Here is a 19,222-nt window from a genome sequence, read left to right on the forward strand (position 1 = left end):
GCTCACCCCAGTTCCATCGGACCGTGGTCGCCGGCCCGGCACACCGGGCGGTACCGGTCGTCGTAGAAGGCGGTGTAGGCACAACTCCCGCACACCGCGCAGCGGAACGCGATCACACTGAACCGGGTCGACTCGCCGGGGGCCGCGGCGCGCACCTCGTCGCCGGGTCCGCGGTCCTGCTGTATTCCCAGGACGGTTCGCAGATAGGTGCCCGAGGTGGCCCCGATCCGCTCGTCGCCGACGACGAGCAGGAGCCGGCCCAGGCGCTCCTCCGCGTTCAGCAACCGCTCCAGGGCCGCGGCGGCGTCGTTCAGGGCGGTCCCGGCGGGCAGCGACAGCCACGGGGCGCCTTCGCTCTCGGCCCTGGGATCAACCAACATCGCGTAGCTCATTCGCCGTTCAGCCCTCCGCCCCCGCCGGACCTGCCCGCCCGTACGACGCCCAGACTCTACCCACGGGCGGGCGTTGGACTACCGATGGGCGCCGGTCACCCGAAGGGTGAGGTGGTTGCGGCGCGCCGGCCGTAGTGGCGGGCCAGGGCGTGGAAGGCCTGCTTCGGTTCCCAGTGCCAGCCGGCTTCCGGGTGGCCGGGGCGCTTCTGGACGGTTCTGGTGACGGCGTAGGACGCCATGTCGAGGTCGTAGCGGGGGTCGTCGGCGCGGTGCGGGGCGTCCGGGGTGACGAACTCGAACGCCATCGCCGCGTACAGCCTCATCGACTCGAAGACGTCGAGGAGCGTGGTGACGTGGTCGGCCTGGGTGCGTTCGCTGCGGACCAGGTGGCCCTTGATCTCCTCGGGGTCCTTGTCGTAGTCGACCACGTCCCACCCCATGCCGCCGGTGTCCGGGGCACCCACGTGGGCGCAGGTACCGAACTCGGTGATGGCCAGCGGCTTCCCCCAGCGCATGTGGCGGCGCAGTTCCTTCACATGGTCGGCGGGTCGCGGGAAGGAGGAGTAGTAGTCGATGCCGACGACGTCGAACAGGGACCAGTCGACCTGGTCGTCCTGTGCGGCGGCGTAGGACAGCCGGCCGTCGAAGACCGAGCGGCCGGTCCTGGCGGCACGGGCCGTGAAGGCGTCCAGTCGGCGCTGCATGACCACGGGGTCGTAGGTCCCGTTCATGAGGTTGTGTACGCGTTCCAGTACCGTCTCGCCCGGCACGATGCCGGGCACGAAGAGCCAGAACTCGCAGCCCACGCTGAAGTCGACGCTCGCGCCCTGCCTGCGCAGCCGCTGCGCGACCCGGCCGGTCTCCGCGAGGTGTTCGAGGATGTCCCGCGCCGGGACGTCTCCGAGCGTGGGCTGGAGCCATACGTGCAGGCCGTGTTCGGCTGCCTCGGTCGCGGTCGCCGCGAGGCGTTCCACGCCGTCGCCGGTGACGTCGACCGTGTCGGCGTGCAGGTCGTGGCGGATGGCGCGGAGGTCCGCCCGCATCCGCTCGGCGGTCCACCCCGTGGCCGGGGTCTCGCCCTCCCCCACCGTGTAGACGACGCCCCGGTGCCGCAGCCCGCGCCCTCGTCCCGTGGCGTGTGCCCGTCCCGCCGGTCCGAGTACGGCCGCCGCGCCGACCGCCGCCGTCCCGGCCAGGAACCTGGCCCGACTGATCCGATTGGTTCGCTCCATGCCCCCACGGTGCCGGTGGCACGCGGAGGGCGCAGTCGGCCGATGGTCCGGATCGTCGCGACGAAGGTCGGTGAGGGGGCCGGGCCGGTGGTCGTTCCGGCGGCCGGGACACGTCCGAAAGGCGTCGCCCGGCGTGTGTCGCGCCCCGGCCCCGGCCCTTCAGCCGACGGTGACCTGTCCGTACGGCACGAGTCGTACGGGTCCCACGAGACCGAAGTCCTGTCGGGCGACGGCGCCGAAGACCGCGGGCTGGGCGACCCGGAGCCGGTTGACGAGCGGTATCGCCACCTCCACCTCGATCACGTTGCGGCCGCGCCGGAGCAGGGGGCCCACGTCGACGACCGGGTGGAGACGGTCGAGGGGCGGGGCGCCGGCGCCGTTGACGGTGACGCGGGCGGTGTCGGAGACCTGGCCGAGTTCCAGGTGGGCGCCGTGCGCGGAGGTCCACCCGGCGGGCAGGTCGATCGTCGTCCGGTAGCGTCCGATGCCCGCGGAGTCGGCCAGTTCCGGGATCCCCGACCAGGGCAGCAGCGTGTCGAGGGTCAGCGTGCGGTGTACGTGGTCGGTCCGGGTCGGGGCGGAGCCGGGGTACCAGTCGTCGACGTCCAGCTGCCAGCGGCCCGGGGTGATGGGGGCGGGTACGGACGGGACGGTCGTGGTGATCGTACGGCCCGAGGACAGCCGTGTCGTGCGGGTGCCCGCCTCGGTCGAACGGATCGTCAGCGAGCGCCCGTCGAACAGGGCTTCGGACGCGTCCGTGTCGACGACGTGCGGCTTGGCCCCGTTCCGGTCGCCGAAGAGTCCCGGACGTCCCAGTGCGACGATCATCACCTGGCCGGGCTGGAGGGCGACCCGCACGGTGACGTCGCCGTCGTCCTCGGTGTACCGGGCGATCCGCGTGGCCTCCCCCGTCCAGGGGTCGAGCAGGTAGGGGATCGTCGTCCCGCCCCGGGTGCGGCGGGTGTGGCGCAGCGTCACCTGGTGGTCGATCGCGGCCACCGGCGGTTTGACCGTCTCCGCGTGCTTGCCGTTGCAGAGGTAGTAGAAGTCGGCGTCGCGGGTGACGCGGTGGGCGTTCAGGAGCGTGGAGGCGGTGGCGTGGCGTACGTCCGGGGTGACTCCGAGCCCGGCGAGGACGTCGCCCACGGCGGCCTTGTCGGTGACCCGGGTGACGTGGGGCAGGGCGAGCAGCCGGGCCAGGAGCTCTCGCAGCCGGTCGGTCTCGCCGTCGTCGGGGACCCCGGGGGTGAGCGGCTGGTCGAAGGCGCCCAGCAGGACGATCGGCAGGCCGGCCTCGGCCAGCGTCAGCAGGCGGCGGGCGTCGGCCGTGGCGAGGGTGGGGGTGGAGGAGTAGAAGAAGTCGCCCTCGACGAACAGGGCCTTGTAGGCAGACCCGTTCGGGGCGAGTCGGCCGCCCGAGACGGTGGCGTTCGGCAGGTCGAGCAGCGGACCGCTGAGGAACTGGTGGGTCCAGCCGAGCGGAACGCCGGTCGCGGTGAACCAGGACGCGCCGATCCCGGTGGCGGCGTAGCCGGTCTGCCGGAAGACGGCGACATCGGCGCGGGCGGTGCCGGACTGGAGTACGCCGTGCACACGGCCGAGGTAGGCGGCGATGTCTGCCACGTGGTGCCAGCTGGGCTGCCGGGGTCCCCACGACTCCCCGTACCCGGGGCCGCCGTTGTAGGGGCTGAAGGCGGCGAAGCCGGGCCAGCTCGCGCCGGGTGCGGTGGCATAGGAGAACCCGTGGACGACGGTCTGGTTGACGCCGGCCGCGTAGGCGCCGCCCATGGTGCGCAGGAAGCGGTCCCAGGTGGTGCTGTACGCGGAGCCGTTGTAGGCGCCCGCCTCGCAGGACAGCACCGTGTGGCCCGCCATGTCCCTGCCGCCCGCGAGACACCGGAAGTCGTCCAGGTTCTTGAAGCCGAGGGATTCGCCCTCGGGGATGTCGAGGATCGACGCGGACTCGATCGCGTCGGTCTGGAGTCCGTAGGGCTGGGCGCGCAGGGTCATGCCGAGGGAGTGGGCCCAGTCCCGCATCGCGCGCACGTGGTGCCGGTTGAAGAGTTCCGAGAAGGTCTCCCAGAAGTCGTGTCTGATCTGCCGGGTCAGCTGCGCCTCGAAGGCGAACACCTGGTTGCTGTCGCTCAGGACGAGGGCGGGCAGGTAGGGCAGCAGGGGCCGGCCGGTGTGCTTCGCGAAGGCGTCCGGCAGCGACGGAGTCCAGGTCAGGCCGTCCGTCTCCAGTTCCACGGAGTCCTCGAAGAAGGCGCCTCCGGCCGCCTTCAGCAGGCTCCGCAGGGTGGGGGTCAGCAGCTGCCGCTCCCAGAAGCCGGTCACGGCCGCGGTGCCCGCCGGGTCGAGGTGGTCGACGACGTAGGCGGCGGGCGCGGAGTGCGGGCCCGACTCGGGCTGCTGACCGCTGCCGCGCGTCCAGTAGGAGATCAGCGTCCACTCCCCGGTGTCGGGAGCCGTCCAGGTCAGGGTGCCGTCCTCGGCGACGGTGGAGGTGAGGTCGCGGACGCTGGAGAGGTCGAGTCCGGTCTCCTTGCGTGTGGAGTGGGCGGGTTCGACGCGGGCGGCCTGTACGGCGAGGAGCCGCTGCCGGGTCACACCGGCGGCGGGCGCGTGCACGGGTGGCGGCACCGGTCCCTGGAAGGTGGCTCCGCCGCTCAACGGGGCCCGGCCGTGGACGAGTTCCTTGGCGGCCGCGTCGTCGTCCGGGTTGACGTCGGGGACCGCGACGGGCCAGCTCGGGCCGAGCGTGAGGTCGATGGTGAGGCCCCGTCTCGCGGCCCGGCGCAGCGCGGCCTCGACGCCGTCGCGCCATGGCCGGCTGCCCCACCCGTGGTGCGCGGTGTCCAGGACCGACTTGTCCTTGACGCTGTGATGGACGGCGGCGATCTCCGCGCCGCCGAACCCCGCGTCCGCGATCTGGTCGACCTCGCGGGCGATCTCGTCGGTGTTCACCAGACCGTCCGGCCACCACCAGCGGAACTTGGGCCGCACCGAACGGGCGGGAGCGGCGAACCAGTCGGCGGCGGGGCCCGGCGCCCCGGTGACGGACGGCGCCGCCGCGGCCGCCGTCCCGGGTCCCACGGCAGCCACGATCCCGGCCGCGATACCCACCGTCGCCCCGGCGGCGAGAACCGCCCGCCGTGACATTCCGCCGCCCTGCTCGACCTGCTCGACCGGTTCCCGCATGAGCGCTCCCAGATGATCGTTCTCGGTTTTGAATCGTTTCAATTCGACTCGAACGCGGGAACGCTAAGCCTCGGTTCGGAGCAAGGTCAAGATGTCGGACGGATCAAGTCGCGGAAAGGGCGCGGGTCATGGAACCGGCTCAGCCGATTCCGGACGACCCCGCTCGCCGCACTCGCCCCGCGGACGCCGATACAGGACGGCGAGTCCCGTCTGCGCGACGGGCAGCGTCGGGACGCGGCGGACAACGGGACCATGAGCGCGTCCCTGATGTGTTCCCGGAAGCGAAGATCGAGCCGGGCACGACCCGGCCCCCGGCGGGAACCCGCCGGGGGCCGATCTCCTGACCTCGACCGAGAAGGGTCAGATCCGACCGCCGGTGAGCCGGGTGAGAGGGCCCTGCGGCTGGCGGGTGGAGCGGCGCCCCACGGCGTACGAGGCCGCGGTGAGCGCGGAGAGGCCGGCGCCGACACCGGCGGCGATCAGCTTCCGGTGTGCGATGACCGTCCAGGCCGTCTTGGCGGTCGCGGCGACATGACCCGACGTCGCGACGATCGCCTGACGGCCCGCCTCGACACCGCGCGAGGCACTGTGCGCCGCGCTCTGCACGGCACCGGTCGTCGCCTCGGCCGAGCGCTGGACTCCGGCCCTGGTGGCCGACGCGGCGTCGTCCGTCTTCGTCGCGGCGCTCTTCGCGGCACGAGCCGCCGGAGCGGTCGCCTTGTCCGTGGTGCGCCGGGCCTTGGACGCGGTCACCCGCTCGGCTGCGGACTGTTCGTTCGTCTTCCTGTTCGGTTCACTCATGGACATCGCGTTGCCGCTCACCGCGACGGCAAACCCGTCCGGTCGCGCGACATGGACGACGGAGTCCCCTGAACGAGATCGGCGATCAGCTGCTCACCGGTCACGGACGGGTCGTCCTTGTGCGCTTCCCACCTCGTGAACGTCTCCGCGGCCGCCTCGGCGAAGACGGACGGTACGCCCACTCCCCGGCAGGCCCGGGCGATCTCGCGCATCTCCGGCTCCCAGCGCCATGCCCGCGGCCCGGCGGAGGCCAGGTGTTCCGTCGCGGCCAGCGGCGTGTCCGGCAGCATCTGTTTCGCCAGGTCGAGCAGGTCGTCCAGCACCCCGTGACCGTCGGCCAGCGCGCAGGCCTGGGCGGCAAGGGCGTACGAGATCTTGTTGTACGCGGCGAAGGCCAGCTTGAGCGCCGACGCCCGCCCGATCGGACCCGCCAGGGTGACCGGGGTGAGCGCGGTGCCGTCGAACAGGGCCGCGACCCGTGCCACGGCCGTGTCGTCGCCCGAGAGACAGAGCCTGGTCCGCCCCGTCTCCCGCGGGGGCGGTCCGGTGATCCCCCCGTCCACCACGGTCACGGCGCTGCCCTCGAACACACCGGTGATCTCGGCCATCCGCTCGGGACTCACCGCGTTGGCATCCACGTAGACGCCCCGGAAACCGGCGGCCGCCACCTGTCCGGCGACGTCGAGCGCGGCAGCGGGGGGACAGACGCTCAGCACGACCTCACAGGTCGCGGCCAGTTCCTCGATGCTCGCGGCGGACCGCAGCCCGAACTCCACGGCCCGGTCCCGACTCGCCGCCGACCGCCCCTGCGGCAGCCACCAGACCGCGGCTCCCGCCGTCACCGCCTGCGCCGCCACACGTGCGCCCATGGCTCCCGGGTGCAGAATTCCCACGTCTCGATGCCCCATGTGCGGACCCTAACCGGCAGGCCGCCTCTCGGACCACGGAGCACGGGACACCGGCCGGTGGCGGCCGACCCGTACCCGGCTGTCGCGCAGGGGCCGACGCGCATGCCCCTGCACGCGCACCGCGTCTGACGGCGGGTCGGGGCTCAGCCGCCGCCCGGGACCGTGTCGCCCTTGAGGCGTTCCAGGTCCGAGGGTCGGACCTGGATCACCACGATCGCGATCAGAGCAGCCAGGACCGTGAAGATCGCCGCCATGACGAAGGCGGCCGAGACGCCGGCCGTGAGGACCTCGTCGGACCAGGGGGCGGGGAGTTGCCCGGTGCGCCGGAAGTTCAGGCGTTCGGCCGGGGTCGCCTGGGCCAGGAAGTCGGAGACCTGCTCGTTCGCCTCGTTGCGGCTGGCCGTGCCGAACATCGTGACCAGGATGGACAGGCCGAGCGAACCGCCGACCTGCTGGGTGGCGTTGAGGAGTCCGGAGGCCGCGCCGGTCTCCAGCGGAGACACGTTGGAAAGCGCCATCAGCGTGAGGGAGACGAACTCCATGCCCATGCCCAGGCTGAAGACGAGCATCGGGCCGAGGACACTGCCCGCGTACGTGGAGTGGACGTCGGTCAGGGTCAGCCAGGACAGGCCTCCGGCCGCGAGGATCGCGCCCACCACCATGAAGGGCTTGGGGCCGTACGTGGGCAGGAACCGTGAGGCGAGGCCGGCGCCGACCGCGATGACCGCGCTGACCGGCAGGAAGGCGAACCCGGCCGCGAGCGGGCTGAAGCCGAGCACGTTCTGCACGAAGAGCGTGAGGAAGAAGAACATGCCGAAGATCGCGGCGGCTAGGCACAGCATGATGCCGTAGGTGCCCGCCCGGTTGCGGTCGGCGAACATGTGCAGCGGTGTGATCGGCTGCCGGGAGCGCCGCTCGATCAGGATGAACACCGCGAGGACGACGACGGCCGCCACGAACGAGGCGATCGTGAGCGCGTCCCGCCACCCTTCCTGCGCGGCTCTGATGAACCCGTACACCAGCAGCACCATGCCCACGGTGGAGGTCAGCGCGCCGGCGATGTCGAAGTGGCCGGGGTGGCGCTCGGATTCCTTGATGAAGCGGGGCGTGGCGAGGGCGATGAGCAGTCCGATGGGAACGTTGACGAACAGCACCCACCGCCAGTTCAGCCACTCGACGAGGATCCCTCCCGCGAGCAGGCCGATCGCGCCGCCGCCCGCCGAGACCGCGGCGAAGACCCCGAACGCCCGGTTGCGCTCGGGTCCTTCTGGAAACGTCGTGCTGACCAGCGAGAGGGCGGTCGGGGACGCGATGGCGCCGCCGACGCCCTGAAGGGCGCGCGCGGCGAGGAGTTGGGCCTCGTTCTGGGCGAGTCCGCCGAGCAGGGAGGCGAGGACGAAGAGCAGCACTCCGAAGATGAACACCCGCCGTCTGCCGAGGATGTCGCCGATCCGGCCGCCGAGCAGCAGCAGGCCGCCGAAGGTGAGGGTGTAGGCGTTGACCACCCACGCCAGGCTGGTGGTGGAGAAGTCCAGGGCGCGCTGGATGTCCGGCAGCGCGATGTTCACGATGGTGATGTCCAGCACCACCATCAGCTGGCACGACGCGATGACCAACAGCGCCATCGCGTTGCCCCCGCCGCCCTGTCGGGCGGTGGTTCGGGATGCTGAGGTCGGCTGCGGGAGGCTGCTCATGATGTGTCGCCCGCTCGGGAGCGGGCCCTGGGAGAGGTCAGTGGACGGAGGCGTCCGCTGTCGGGTCCACCGTTAGACGCTACGCCCGTGGCCGGACCGTCACCACTCGATCATCCGTGGGCCGTCCGTGGTCCGTCCGCCTGCGCGGTGCGCGCCGGCGGGCGTGTCCGTGCCGTGCCAGGACTCCCCCGTCGTCCTGGCACGGCCCCGGTGGTCGCGGCGGTGCGCCGCGGTGATCACCAGGATGAGGGAGGGGCGGGTGGTGTGTCGTTGGCGGACGGTCCACATCTGCTTGGCAGAGCGTCCACCGGCGGTGCCGAGGGGAAGACGTCCTACGCCTCGGTCAGCGCCTGTTCGCGCAGTTCGCTGGGCGGGAGGCCGTAGGCGGTGCGGAACGCCCGGGTGAACTCGGCGGCCCGGGGGTAGCCCCAGCGGGCGGCGACGGCACGGATGGGCAGGTCGCGCAGTCGGGGGTCGGCGAGGTCGCGGCGGGCGTACTCCAGCCGCCGGTCGCGGATGTAGGAGGCCACGGTGAGGCCTTCGGCCTGGAAGAGGCGGTACAGGTAGCTGCGGGAGACGTGGTGTGCGGCGGCGATCCCGGCGGGGGTCAGGTCCGGGTCGTCCAGGTGCCGGTGGATGAACGTCTTGACGTGGAGGGTGAGGGTGCGGTCGCGGGTCTCCGGCGGAAGCCGGAGGTCGGCGTCCACGGTGTGCGCGAAGAGGGCCGTGACCAGGTCCGCGACGACCGTGCCCAGCCGGGGTGCGTCCGTGGGCTGGTACGAGGAGGTGTCCGCGACCAGTTGGCGGAGAAACTGCGAGAGCAGCGCGCCGATCCCCTCGCGGCCCGACAGGAGACTCCCCAGGACCTGATCCGCTCGGTGCCCGGGAACGGCCACCAGAGCACGCGGCACCTCGACGCCGAGGACGGTGACGGGCTCGGAGCCGGTGAACACCTCCCACGACCGCGAGGAGGAGTTGATGTGGAAGTCGTTCATCCGGTAGGCGGCCTGCTGTCGGCCCCAGTCGGCCGCTCCCTCGCCCTTCAGCAGGAGGGACAGGTGGTACGTCTCGGGGTCGGACTGGCGGATGAGTTTCGGCGTGCGACGGAAGACCAGGTGGTCGAAGGTGGCGGGCCACACGACGACGTCGCCCAGCGCTATCACGCGTTGGGAGCCGCGGTAGTCCGCGTGGCGATCGCTGCTGAGCTGCATGGGCGCGTGGGTCCGGCCCATGCGTTCCGCCCACGCCTCGAACCGGTCGCTCACCGGCAGGTCCGTGGTGCGGAAGACCGACTCGTGCAACACGAGCGTAGTCAACCACACCGGCGGCACGGGCCTGTTGGCAGCGGGGGGGGGTCAGCCCAGGTGGGCGGTGTCGACGGTGACGGAGTCGGTGTCGGAGGCGGTGACGGTGATGTAGCCGGGGTCGCCGTTGCGGTCGAGGTAGCACATCGCGTACCCGACGGAGACGGACGTCTTCCGTACCGGGTTCTCGGTGACCTCCTTCCGGCAGCCCTCCGCCGTGGGCACCTCGGACGAACCCCACGAGGCCAGCCTGCCGTTGGTGGACATCAAATAGCCGCCCTGGAGGTAGAGGGCGTCGGTGCCGGTGCCGGCGACCACGGGCGGGGTGGGGGTGAAGTCGTAGCCCGTGGGGGCTTTCTGACCGTCCGACTGATCCATGACGAAGCCGCGCACCAGTGCGGTCGAGGGCGAGGACGTCGAGTCGGGCAGGGCGGCCGTGACCGCCGCGCCTCCTCCTGCGACGACCGCCACGGCGGTGACTCCGGCGATCAGCGGATGGGCGTACGCCAGGCTCAGCAGGGGCCCGATCACCGGGATCGAGAACTTCATCTGGGTGTTCTTCTGCGTGATCCGGGCGCTGCCGCTCGCGGTCGCCGTCTGCGTCGAGGAGTGATGGGTGCCGGGCTGGGGTGGCACGAAGGCGTCGTCACGGGAGTCCTGGTCGCCGAGGTGCGCGCCGCGCGTGCGGTCGGTGTTCATGGCTCGGGACGCTAGCGACAGGCAACCCCGCGGTCTTGTTTTGTCAGAGATTGCCGCCAAGGGGCCGTTTATGGCCGCTCGTTGTGATGCGAGTGATCGGCGCAACGGAGGCTTCGGACTTGCTACTCCGCAGTCATATTACTGAAACGTAACCTACCGACCGCTACCCGAGGTAACCCTGCCCTCGCTACGGTCCTGACAGTTCGTCTAAGAGCGGTACGGGGCAACGGTGGGCGACCGGGACCCGTACCGCTCGGTCGTCACGGTCCGCACCCCACCGGGCCGTCCGCCACCCGAGCCGCAGACGAAGGCTCGGCCTCCCCCTCACCGGAGGTCCGCCATGCCCGCCCCCACCCGCCTGCTGGCCGCAGCCGTCACCGCTGCCGCCTGCCTCGGCGTCACCGCAGTACCCGCCGACGCGACCCCGCAGTCGGACGCCGTGGTCTCGCGCGGCGTCACCATCCCCACGTTCTACAACCCGCCCGCCGCCCTTCCGGCGGCCGACGGCGCCCTGATCCGCTCCGAACCGCTTCCGCTGGCGTTGAGCCTGCCGGGCGTCGACGGACCACTGCCCGGCACGGCGACCCGCCTGATGTACAAGTCCACGGACTCGGCCGGCCGCCCCATGGCGGTCACCGGTGCGTACATCGAACCGACGGCCCGCTGGACGGGCAGCGGACCACGGCCGCTGGTCGCCGTGGCCCCCGGCACGATGGGCCAGGGCGACCAGTGCGCCGCCTCCCTCGGCCTCGAACACCCGCTCCTCGTCAACGGCCAGACGCTGTCGGTCGGTTACGAGGATCTGGCGATCTACCGTCTCCTCGCCCGGGGCATCGCCGTCGTGGTCACGGACTACACCGGGCTGGGCGCGACCGACCGGCTGCACACCTACGTCAACCGGGTCGACGAGGCGCACGCCGTCCTGGACGCCGTCCGGGCCGCCCGTTCCCTCGACTCCACGTCGTTGACGGCCGGCTCCCGGGTGACGCTGTTCGGTTACAGCCAGGGCGGCGGGGCCACGGCGGCCGCCGCCGAACTCCAGCCCTCGTACGCCCCCGACGTCACCCTCGCCGGGACCTATACCGGGGCTCCGCCCGCCGACCTGGTCGCCGTCACCAAGGCCATCGACGGCAGCGACCTGGCCGGTGCGCTGGGCTGGTCGGTGAACGGCTTCCTGGAGTCCGATCCCGCTCTCGTGCCGATCGCCGAAGCGCATCTGAACGCGGCCGGCCGCGCCGCGCTCAAGGACCTGTCGACGATGTGCGTGGGCGACGCCCTCCTCTCCTACAACTCGGCGAGCAGCACCGACTGGACCACGGACGGGCGCTCGCTCAGCGACATCGTCCAGTCCGAGCCTGCCCTCAAGGCGTTCCTGGCCGACCAGCGCATCGGCACCCTCGAGCCGGCGTCCCCGGTACGGGTGGCGACCGGTACCGCCGACGACCTGGTACCGCACGCACAGGCGCGGGCCCTCGCCGTCGCGTGGTGCGCCAAGGGCGCCGACGTCACCTACAAGCCGGTGATCCTGCCCGGTCTCGGCCGGTCCCTGATCAACCACTTCACGCCGTTGCTCGTCGACCAGGGCGACGCGATCTCCTGGCTGACCGACCGGCTCAACGGCAGGCCGGCCACGTCCAACTGCGCCACGCTTCCGCTTCAGCCCTGACACGAGTCAGCCGATGGCGCCCGGTACGCGCAGTCGCGACGTACCGGGCGCCGCCGGGGCACGGTCAGGGGCCGGGCGCGTGGCCGTCAGTCGGAGCCGGCCCGAGCCTGTCTGTGTCGTTCCTGGTCGTTCTCTCGATCGGTCTGCGTCAGTCGGACAGGCCCAGCCGGGCGACGATCCGCTTGCCGACCGGCTCCTGCGTGACGCCGAAGTCCTCCGCCACCGCTCTCACGATCTCCAGGCCGTGCTGGCCCACCCGCGTGGGATCCGGGGCACGGGGCACCGGCAGCACCGGATCGCTGTCCCAGACGACGATCTCCACCGCGGCCCCGGCGATGCTCAGCTGGAGCAGGACCGGCCCGGGCGCGTATCTGAGCGCGTTCGTGACCAGCTCGCTCACCACGAGCTGGGACAGATCCATGGCCCGGGCCGACACGGCCAGGCCGTCCCGGCTCTGCACACGACTCATGAAATCGCCCGTGAGCCGACGCGCCCGAGCGATACAACCGTCCTTGCCGTCCAGCGCCACCGTCGTCTCGGCCGGGTTCCCATCGGGGACGGAAGAACCCTGGTCGGGCGGGACAGGTTCCATCCGGACCGCCTTCACTACCCCGTTCATACCGGCGCGACTACCCGCGAACCCACCCCCTACGCCCCAGCCGCACCACTCACTCGGTCATCGTGCCGCCCGTCGTCCGAGGTGTCACCCGAAGGCGCACTCGGGTCACCGTCCGCGCCCGGCAAGGCCTGCCCCCGGTCCCGGCGCGCCGCCGCGAACCCGGCAGACGCCGCGAGGGCGCCGGCGCCGACCGCGAAGGCCACGACGAACGTGTTCAGCGTGTCGTAGACGCCACTGCTCTCGTAGGTGGTCCCGTCGTCGAGTACGCAGTCGAAGGCGGGCGGGAAGTAGGAGGCCCGGTGGGTCACGAGGCGCAGGCGGGCCTCCCGCGGGACCTCCTCCCCCCGGCAGGCGGGCGCGGGGGACGAGTCGGCACCGGACCGGGACTCGTGCTCGGCGAACGCCACCGCTCCGCTCGAGAGCAGGTAGCAGCCGACGGCCGCCGCGACCGCCATCCCGGCCGACCAGCGCAACAGGTGCACGGCCCAGTCCGGCCGCCGTCCCGGCAGCGCCACGGAGACGAGCTTGACGAGGACGGCGACGCACCAGAGCGGGCTCGCGAACAGGGCCGCCAGTCCTGACAGGGCCAACACGTCCGAGGGCTCCCCTTCTGTCATGTACTGCGCCTGTCGTATACCGCTTATGTCATGCACCGAGCGATCACTGCCGTGGGTAACAGTGACACGCCTCCGCTCGAAACCTCCGTCTCGAGCCGGGTCCGGGTTCACTCTGTAACGCTTTTCGCACCTCGTCCCAAGAACGGGTGTAGCGCCTTTGAAGGACCCGACAAGGAGACGCCTGTGGACGACGCGGAACGGTTACCGGGTGGGCCCGCCGCGGCGGTACGTGACCCGCGGCTCTTCGAAGAGTTCTACCGCCGCCACGTGGCCGCGGTGATGCGGTTCGTGGCCCGGCGCGTCGACGACCCGCACACCGCGGCCGACCTGACGGCCGAGATCTTCCTCGCCGTCCTGCGCTCGGCGCACTCCTACCGACCGCACCTCGGCAGCGAGACGGCCTGGTTGTTCGGCATCGCCCGCAACGTGGTGTCGTCGGAGCGCCGCCGGGTCGCCCGGGAGACCGAACGCGACCTGCGCTTCTCCGGACGGCGGCTGCTCGAGGCCGACGACATCGTCCGCATCGAGGACAGACTCGACGCGGAGAGCCCGGGGCGGCGCGCCCTGGCCGCGCTGGCGAGACTTCCCGAGGGCGAGCGGGCCGTCATGGAGTTGATCGCGGTGGACCAGCTCACGGTCACGGAGGCGGCGGCCGCACTGGGGATACGCCAGGTCACGGCCCGCGTACGACTGCACCGGGCACGCAAGGCGCTGCGGCGGGAGGCGGAGTCCCAGGCCGCGGAGACGACTCCCCCGGCCGCCCGCACGAACTCCACGGAAGCCACGACGCCGGACGCACCGCTGCTGTACATCGCGAGGGGGGAAGCATGAGCACGAGGCCGACGTTCGAGGACCGGCTCTTGGACGAGCTCAAGGCGGAGATCGAGCTGCGCGAGACAGGAGTCCGCCGGACCGGTTCGACCGCGGTCGAACCCCGTCCCGGCGGAACGAGGGGGGCCGTGCGCCGGCTCTTCACCCCGCCCCGGATCGCCGTCGTCGCGGCGGCCTGCGCGCTGGCCTGGTTCGGCGGGGCGCTGGTGCCCGGCTCGTCTGCCTACTCGACGGCGTACGCGGTGGAGCGCCACGGAGACGGCACCGTCACGCTCAGCGTGAAGGACCAGACGATCGATGTCGCGGCCCAGCGCGAGCTCGCGACGAGGGTGCGTCCGTGGGGCATCGAAGTGACCATCGACGTGCTGGCTCCGGGCTATGTCTGCGAGCGCAGCAGGTTCACCCCGTTCCCGGTCTGGGCCGTCGACAGGCACGGCAACCGTGTCCCCGTCATCCCGATCAAGGCCAGTTGGGACTTCACCCTGCACCGGGGCAACGTACTGACCTTCGAGAACATGGAGGGCATGTCCCGGCCGCGCGCGGTCGAGTTGTACTCCACCAAGAGCCAGGCCGAGCCCTGCGTTCCGCTGAAGGTCACCCTGCCGGACGACTGACGCCCCTCCCAGCCTGACGAGCCCCTCACCCGCACAGAATTCGGTCCACGTATGCAACCCCCGCCCTTGGTTCCTCCACGCCCGGAGAAGTCACCCTCCGTAATCGAACAGTCACTCAACCCACTCCCGCCGGCGCGGTTGGGGTGGCTCGACGCGTTGCGCGCCGTCGCGGCTCTTGCCGTGGTCCTCGACCACTCGTCGTACGCGTTCCTGCCGGAGTTCCGGCAGGAAGTGATGCCGCAGTTCAACATCGGGCGGTACGGCATCATGCTGTTCTTCCTGGTGAGCGGGTACATCGTGCCCGCGTCACTGGAGCGCCGGGGCTGCGTCCGGTCGTTCTGGATCGGACGGGTGTTCCGCATGTACCCGCTGTGGGCGGCCGCCGTCACCGCGATGCTCGCGCTCAACCTCCTGGGCGTCGCCGAGTTGCGCGCCGGCCTGGGCCGGCAGAGCCTCACCACGGTCGCCGTCGCCCATGTCACCCTGCTCCAGGAGCTGCTGGGGACGCCCAGTCTCCTTCTCGTCCTGTGGACCCTCTCCTACGAGATGGCCTTCTATCTGCTGGTCGTCGCGCTCTTCACGGTCCGTCTGCACCGTCGATCGGCGGCGATCGCCGTCACCCTCGCCGTGCTCGCCGCCGTGAGCGCGGCAGTGGGGGGCACGCTGCCGGTCTCCGCGCTCTCCGGCGCGGTCGGCACCGGCCCGCTGGTCGCACTCACCACGATCGCCCTGGTGCTCGCCATCTGCGGTGCGAGCTCCGCGACACCCGCGCTCCGGGTGGCCGGCGGCGTGCTGGGCGGGGTGGCGGCGCTCGTCCTGGTCGCTTTCAACGGCACGGTCGCGATGTGGGAGGGCCTGGTGATTCTCGCCGTGATGTTCCTCGGCACCGCGGTCCACCGGGCCGAGAACGGTGGGAGCGGCCGGCGCCGCATGGCCGGCACGGCCGCCGTGGTGGTCGCCTGCGCCGTGGGGGGTGCGTACTGGTACGGCGACGGCGCCCACTCCACCCGGCGCGGCTGGATCCTGGCGTTCCTGATGGCCGCGCTCACCTTCGGCGCCGGGCTGGCGGCGCGCCACCGGCGTGTACCGCGCCCGCTGACCGCACTGGGAACGATCAGCTACTCGGTCTACCTGGTGCATCCTGTGCTGCTGACGGTGACCGACGGCACGGTCGGCCGGTGGCGGTACGACGTTCCCGCGCTGGAGGCGGCGTTCGTCGCCGTGCTGCTGCCGCTGTGCGCACTGACCTACCGGTACGTCGAGGTACCGGGTCAGGCGTGGGGCCGCAGACTGGCACGCCGCGTCCAGCCGGGATCACGCGGAGGCGGTCAGCCGATGTGGTAGCTGTCGCCGTACACCTTCCAGTCCAGGGGCGGGTCGAGGTCGAGGTTGCCGTTGCGCAGGAAGACGCGCTGGGCGGTGTCGACCCGGCTGGTGTCGCTGTGCGCCTCCTCCTGCTTCATGGCCCAGACCCGGGCGTCGAGGAAGGCGTTCAGATACGTCGTCTCGTCGCCGCCCTGGGCCGGCGGCTTCGCCTTGGTCAGCGCGCGCTTGCGGATGTTGCGGAAGCTGGTGGGGTCGGTTCCGTCGCCGTGCATGACGATGGCGTCGTAGTAGGCGAACTGACCGAGGACCCGCAGGCCGTCCGTCTTGCCCTGCCGGACGGCGGGGTTGAAGTAGACGCGGTCGCGCTCGTCGTTCTGGGCCTGCTGGAAGGCCGTGTCCTGGGCGGCCTTGCGCCAGTCCTTCGGGTAGTTCGGGTCGAGACCGGAATGCGAGTCGGTACCGTCGACCTCACGCAGGGCGGGCAGGTACTTGGCGAGGACGTTGCCGGGCTTGCGGTCGCTGTAGAGCTGTACGAGGTCGAGCATGTCGTGGGTGCCGGAGCAGAAGCCGATGATGCCGGCGGTGTAGCCGCGTCCGTCACCGATGTCCTCGATGTACCGGTACTGGGCCTTCCAGTCGAGCGAGGAGTTCTCCGCGCTCGACACCAGCTTCATGGCGATCTCCTTCTTCGCCGGGTCGTCGAGGCTCTTCGCCGTGGGGGCCGCGGTCGCCTGCTGGGCGGCGAGGAGCGGCGCGACCGCCAGGGCGCCGGAGAGGGCGAGGAAGAGGCGGCGGGAGGTGGGGGCGGGGCCGTCGACCGGCCGGGATATGTGCACCACAGTGGCTCCAGGTGAGGAGTGGGGGGTGGGGTGACTACTGCACTGCGACTGACAGGAAAGTTTCCTATCAGCGCTGCCCGGCAGAAGTAACCCATCGAAGCCATGTTCGTACGATCGAACGAACGGCCGCCTCACGGAGCACACACACCGTTGCCGCCCACCGAATCCGACCGCCGATCGGAGAGCGGCGGAGCCATTCCTCATCCATTTCATCCCGATAAACTCTGAATTGTGATCAGATCAGCACGGCTCCGGCGTCGCCACCGTTCCTCCGGCGGTCAGGGGCAGGCCGTACTGCTGTCACCGGTGTTCGTCACCGTCCTCATCGCCGCACTGGCCTTCGCCACTCCGAGAGAGGTCGCCTTCAGCCGCCTCCTGCCCGCGGCGCCCGCCCTCGCCGCCGCGGTGTGGCCCGTCCTCCCGACGGTCCTGCTGGGGGCGTTCTGCCTTCTGGTCATGATCGGCATCAGCTTCTTCCACTCCGATCTGGGAACGCCGTACACGGCTGCCGCGATCGCCGCGGTCACCTTTGCGGCCGCATACGCGAGCCATCTCCGGCTCCAGCGCGAGGAGACGCTCTTCCAGGTCCGACTGGTCGCCGACGCAGCCCAGAAGGTGCTGCTGCGCCCGCTGCCGCACCGCATCCAGGGCATCGAGATCGAGTCGCTGTACCGGGCGGCCCAGGAGCAGGCCCGGATCGGAGGCGACTTCTACGAGGCGGCCGACACGCCGTACGGAGTCCGCCTGCTCATCGGCGACGTACGCGGCAAGGGCCTGTCAGCGGTGGGGGCGGCCGCGGCGGTGATCAACTGCTTCAGAGAGAACGCGTACGACCAGCCTGACCTGAACGGCCTGATCCATCGCCTACAGATCACCATGACCCGCTACAGCGCCGCGATCCCCGCCGACGATCAGCAGGAGCACTTCGCCACCGCTCTGATCACCGAGATCCCCTACGGCGGCAGACACGTCAAGGTCCTCAACTGCGGGCATCCGCCACCGGTGTTCGTACAGGGCGGTGAAATCCACGTTCTGGAGCCCACCCGGCCCTCCACACCCCTCAATCTCGCGGCGCTCCTCGGAGACCACTACCACGTGGACACCGTCGCCTTCGTCCCCGGCGACCAGATGCTGCTCTACACCGACGGCGTAACGGAAACCCGCGATCGCAACGGCAAATTCTTCCCGTTGCCGGACTGGATGCGCCGGCACCGCGCGGCCCCGCCCCGTGAGCTGCTCAACCAGCTTCACCGGGACCTGCTCCGCTACGCCGGCGGACGGCTCGACGACGACATCGCGGCCCTGGCCGTACGCTGCCGGCACGTCTCCGCTCCGGAGCACTAGCTGTTGCGGGCCATGGCGCCCCGGGCCCTGATTGCCTTTCGCGTCGAGCCACCGAGGGCTGGTGACCGGGCTCAGCCGATCCGCCAGGGACGGAGCTTCTCGGGGTTGCGCACCGCCCAGATGTGCCTGATCCGGTCGCCCGCGATCTCGAACGCGAACACGGTCGCGATGTCGCCGTCCTGCCGCGCCACCAGGCCGGGCAGCCCGTTGACCGTGCACTCCCGGAACGTCGTGCGGTCGCCCGACACCCGGGAGATCTCGGCGTAGGCATGTGCGACCTGCTCACCGCCCACGATCCGGTGCAGATGGGTGACGGCCAGCCCGCCGCCGTCTGCGGTCGCGGTGGCGTCGGGATCGAGCAGGCCGATCAGGGCGTCGATGTCCTTCGCCTCCCACGCCGTCCTGAACTGCCTGACGATGCCGGCCTGCCCGGCACTCGGGCCCGCCGAGGTCTGCGAGTTGCGGATGCGACGACGGGCGGACGAGGCCAGTTGGCGGCACGCCGCCGGAGTGCGGCCGACGATCTCGGCGACCTCGCCGAACGGGTAGCGGAAGACGTCGTGCAGGACGAACGCGACGCGCTCGGCCGGGGTCATCGCATCGAGGACGACCAGGAAGGCCATCGTCACCGACTCGTCGAGAGTGACCCGATCGGCCGGGTCGATCCCGCCGACGCCGGAGCGCCCGGTGATCCACTCCGTGGGCTCGGGCAGCGGTTCCGGGATCCAGTCGCCCACGTACGTCTCCCGCCTGGCCCGCGCCGAGCCGAGCAGGTTCAGGCAGGTGCGGCTGGCGACCGTCACCAGCCAGGCGCCGGGCGACTCGATGGCCTGCTGCTCCCGCGCGGACATGGCGTACCAGCGGGCGTAGGTCTCCTGCACGACGTCCTCGGCGTCGGCAAGCGATCCGAGGAGTCGATAGCCGAGATTGATCAGCCGGCGCCGCTCGCTCATGATCGCGCTGAGGCCCGGATCGCTCTGGTCGTCGCCGGGCTCGGCTCTGGTGGTCATGGTCCGGCGGTCTCCCTCGCTCGCTGCTGTGCCTCTACCCGTTACGACAAGACAGCGCACCGGAATGTGAGGCCGACGCACCGCCTCACATTCCGGAGGGCCGCGTTGTCTTACCGGTGAGGACG

General features: G+C 71.3%; 17 protein-coding genes. 5 read left to right on the forward strand and 12 right to left on the reverse strand.

The genetic code is table 11. From position 1 onward, the window contains the following. Nucleotides 1–2: 2 nt before the first annotated feature. From G9272_RS03200 to G9272_RS03235, 8 genes are all read right to left on the reverse strand, one after another. On the reverse strand, nucleotides 3–380 hold the full coding sequence (locus G9272_RS03200) for a hypothetical protein (protein WP_171395093.1): 378 nt from the start codon (nucleotides 378–380) through the stop codon (nucleotides 3–5). A 107-nt stretch (nucleotides 381–487) separates the two neighbouring features. Beyond that, the gene (locus tag G9272_RS03205) at nucleotides 488–1,624 is read right to left on the reverse strand and encodes an abortive phage infection protein (RefSeq protein WP_171395094.1); all 1,137 of its coding nucleotides are present in this window, start codon (nucleotides 1,622–1,624) and stop codon (nucleotides 488–490) included. A 159-nt stretch (nucleotides 1,625–1,783) separates the two neighbouring features. After that, a complete protein-coding gene (locus G9272_RS03210) occupies nucleotides 1,784–4,825 on the reverse strand; it encodes a glycosyl hydrolase (RefSeq protein ID WP_171395095.1) in 3,042 nt (1,013 codons plus the stop codon). A gap of 360 nt (nucleotides 4,826–5,185) precedes the next feature. Continuing rightward, nucleotides 5,186–5,632: a hypothetical protein gene (locus tag G9272_RS03215; RefSeq protein ID WP_171395096.1), complete on the reverse strand. Its 447-nt coding sequence runs from the start codon at nucleotides 5,630–5,632 to the stop codon at nucleotides 5,186–5,188. 11 nt (nucleotides 5,633–5,643) lie between these two features. Next, nucleotides 5,644–6,534: an NAD(P)-dependent oxidoreductase gene (locus G9272_RS03220; RefSeq protein WP_171395097.1), complete on the reverse strand. Its 891-nt coding sequence runs from the start codon at nucleotides 6,532–6,534 to the stop codon at nucleotides 5,644–5,646. A 143-nt stretch (nucleotides 6,535–6,677) separates the two neighbouring features. Continuing rightward, entirely contained in the window at nucleotides 6,678–8,228 is a 1,551-nt protein-coding gene (locus G9272_RS03225) for an MFS transporter (protein WP_171395098.1), read from the reverse strand. 332 nt (nucleotides 8,229–8,560) lie between these two features. Continuing rightward, nucleotides 8,561–9,532, reverse strand: coding sequence for a helix-turn-helix domain-containing protein (locus tag G9272_RS03230; protein WP_171395099.1), 972 nt, complete (start codon nucleotides 9,530–9,532; stop codon nucleotides 8,561–8,563). 51 nt (nucleotides 9,533–9,583) lie between these two features. Then, nucleotides 9,584–10,231, reverse strand: coding sequence for a hypothetical protein (locus G9272_RS03235; RefSeq protein ID WP_171395100.1), 648 nt, complete (start codon nucleotides 10,229–10,231; stop codon nucleotides 9,584–9,586). Between the two features lie 340 nt (nucleotides 10,232–10,571). On the opposite strand from G9272_RS03235, the gene G9272_RS03240 reads away from it, so the two are divergent. Continuing rightward, a complete protein-coding gene (locus G9272_RS03240; protein WP_171395101.1) occupies nucleotides 10,572–11,897 on the forward strand; it encodes an alpha/beta fold hydrolase in 1,326 nt (441 codons plus the stop codon). Nucleotides 11,898–12,045: 148 nt separating this feature from the next. On the opposite strand, the gene G9272_RS03245 is transcribed toward G9272_RS03240, so the two are convergent. Together G9272_RS03245 and G9272_RS03250 are read right to left on the reverse strand one after the other, a co-directional pair. Further along, nucleotides 12,046–12,489: an ATP-binding protein gene (locus tag G9272_RS03245; RefSeq protein WP_171395102.1), complete on the reverse strand. Its 444-nt coding sequence runs from the start codon at nucleotides 12,487–12,489 to the stop codon at nucleotides 12,046–12,048. A 56-nt stretch (nucleotides 12,490–12,545) separates the two neighbouring features. Next, nucleotides 12,546–13,133, reverse strand: a complete 588-nt coding sequence (locus tag G9272_RS03250) for a hypothetical protein (protein WP_171395103.1) — start codon at nucleotides 13,131–13,133, stop codon at nucleotides 12,546–12,548. Between the two features lie 183 nt (nucleotides 13,134–13,316). On the opposite strand from G9272_RS03250, the gene G9272_RS03255 reads away from it, so the two are divergent. Genes G9272_RS03255 through G9272_RS03265 form a run of 3 tightly spaced genes read left to right on the forward strand, consistent with a single transcriptional unit; the run spans nucleotide 13,317 to nucleotide 15,922 of the window. Continuing rightward, complete coding sequence (locus G9272_RS03255) at nucleotides 13,317–13,964, forward strand: RNA polymerase sigma factor (protein WP_171395104.1); 648 nt, start codon at nucleotides 13,317–13,319, stop codon at nucleotides 13,962–13,964. Further along, on the forward strand, nucleotides 13,961–14,578 hold the full coding sequence (locus G9272_RS03260) for a hypothetical protein (protein WP_171395105.1): 618 nt from the start codon (nucleotides 13,961–13,963) through the stop codon (nucleotides 14,576–14,578). The genes G9272_RS03255 and G9272_RS03260 overlap by 4 nt, the downstream gene beginning before the upstream one ends. Nucleotides 14,579–14,629: 51 nt before the next feature. Then, entirely contained in the window at nucleotides 14,630–15,922 is a 1,293-nt protein-coding gene (locus tag G9272_RS03265; RefSeq protein ID WP_437184247.1) for an acyltransferase family protein, read from the forward strand. Here G9272_RS03265 and G9272_RS03270 read toward each other — a convergent pair. Next, complete coding sequence (locus tag G9272_RS03270) at nucleotides 15,907–16,743, reverse strand: chitosanase (RefSeq protein ID WP_171395107.1); 837 nt, start codon at nucleotides 16,741–16,743, stop codon at nucleotides 15,907–15,909. The two genes, G9272_RS03265 and G9272_RS03270, sit on opposite strands and share 16 nt — an antisense overlap. Before the next feature lie 231 nt (nucleotides 16,744–16,974). Here G9272_RS03270 and G9272_RS03275 point away from each other — a divergent pair, with 231 nt between their 5' ends. Beyond that, entirely contained in the window at nucleotides 16,975–18,087 is a 1,113-nt protein-coding gene (locus G9272_RS03275) for a PP2C family protein-serine/threonine phosphatase (protein WP_437184248.1), read from the forward strand. Nucleotides 18,088–18,158: 71 nt separating this feature from the next. Here G9272_RS03275 and sigJ read toward each other — a convergent pair whose 3' ends face one another. Further along, complete coding sequence (sigJ, locus tag G9272_RS03280; RefSeq protein WP_171395108.1) at nucleotides 18,159–19,097, reverse strand: RNA polymerase sigma factor SigJ; 939 nt, start codon at nucleotides 19,095–19,097, stop codon at nucleotides 18,159–18,161. Nucleotides 19,098–19,222 lie beyond the last annotated feature (125 nt).

The organism is Streptomyces asoensis, from assembly GCF_013085465.1.
GTDB lineage: Bacteria > Actinomycetota > Actinomycetes > Streptomycetales > Streptomycetaceae > Streptomyces > Streptomyces cacaoi_A.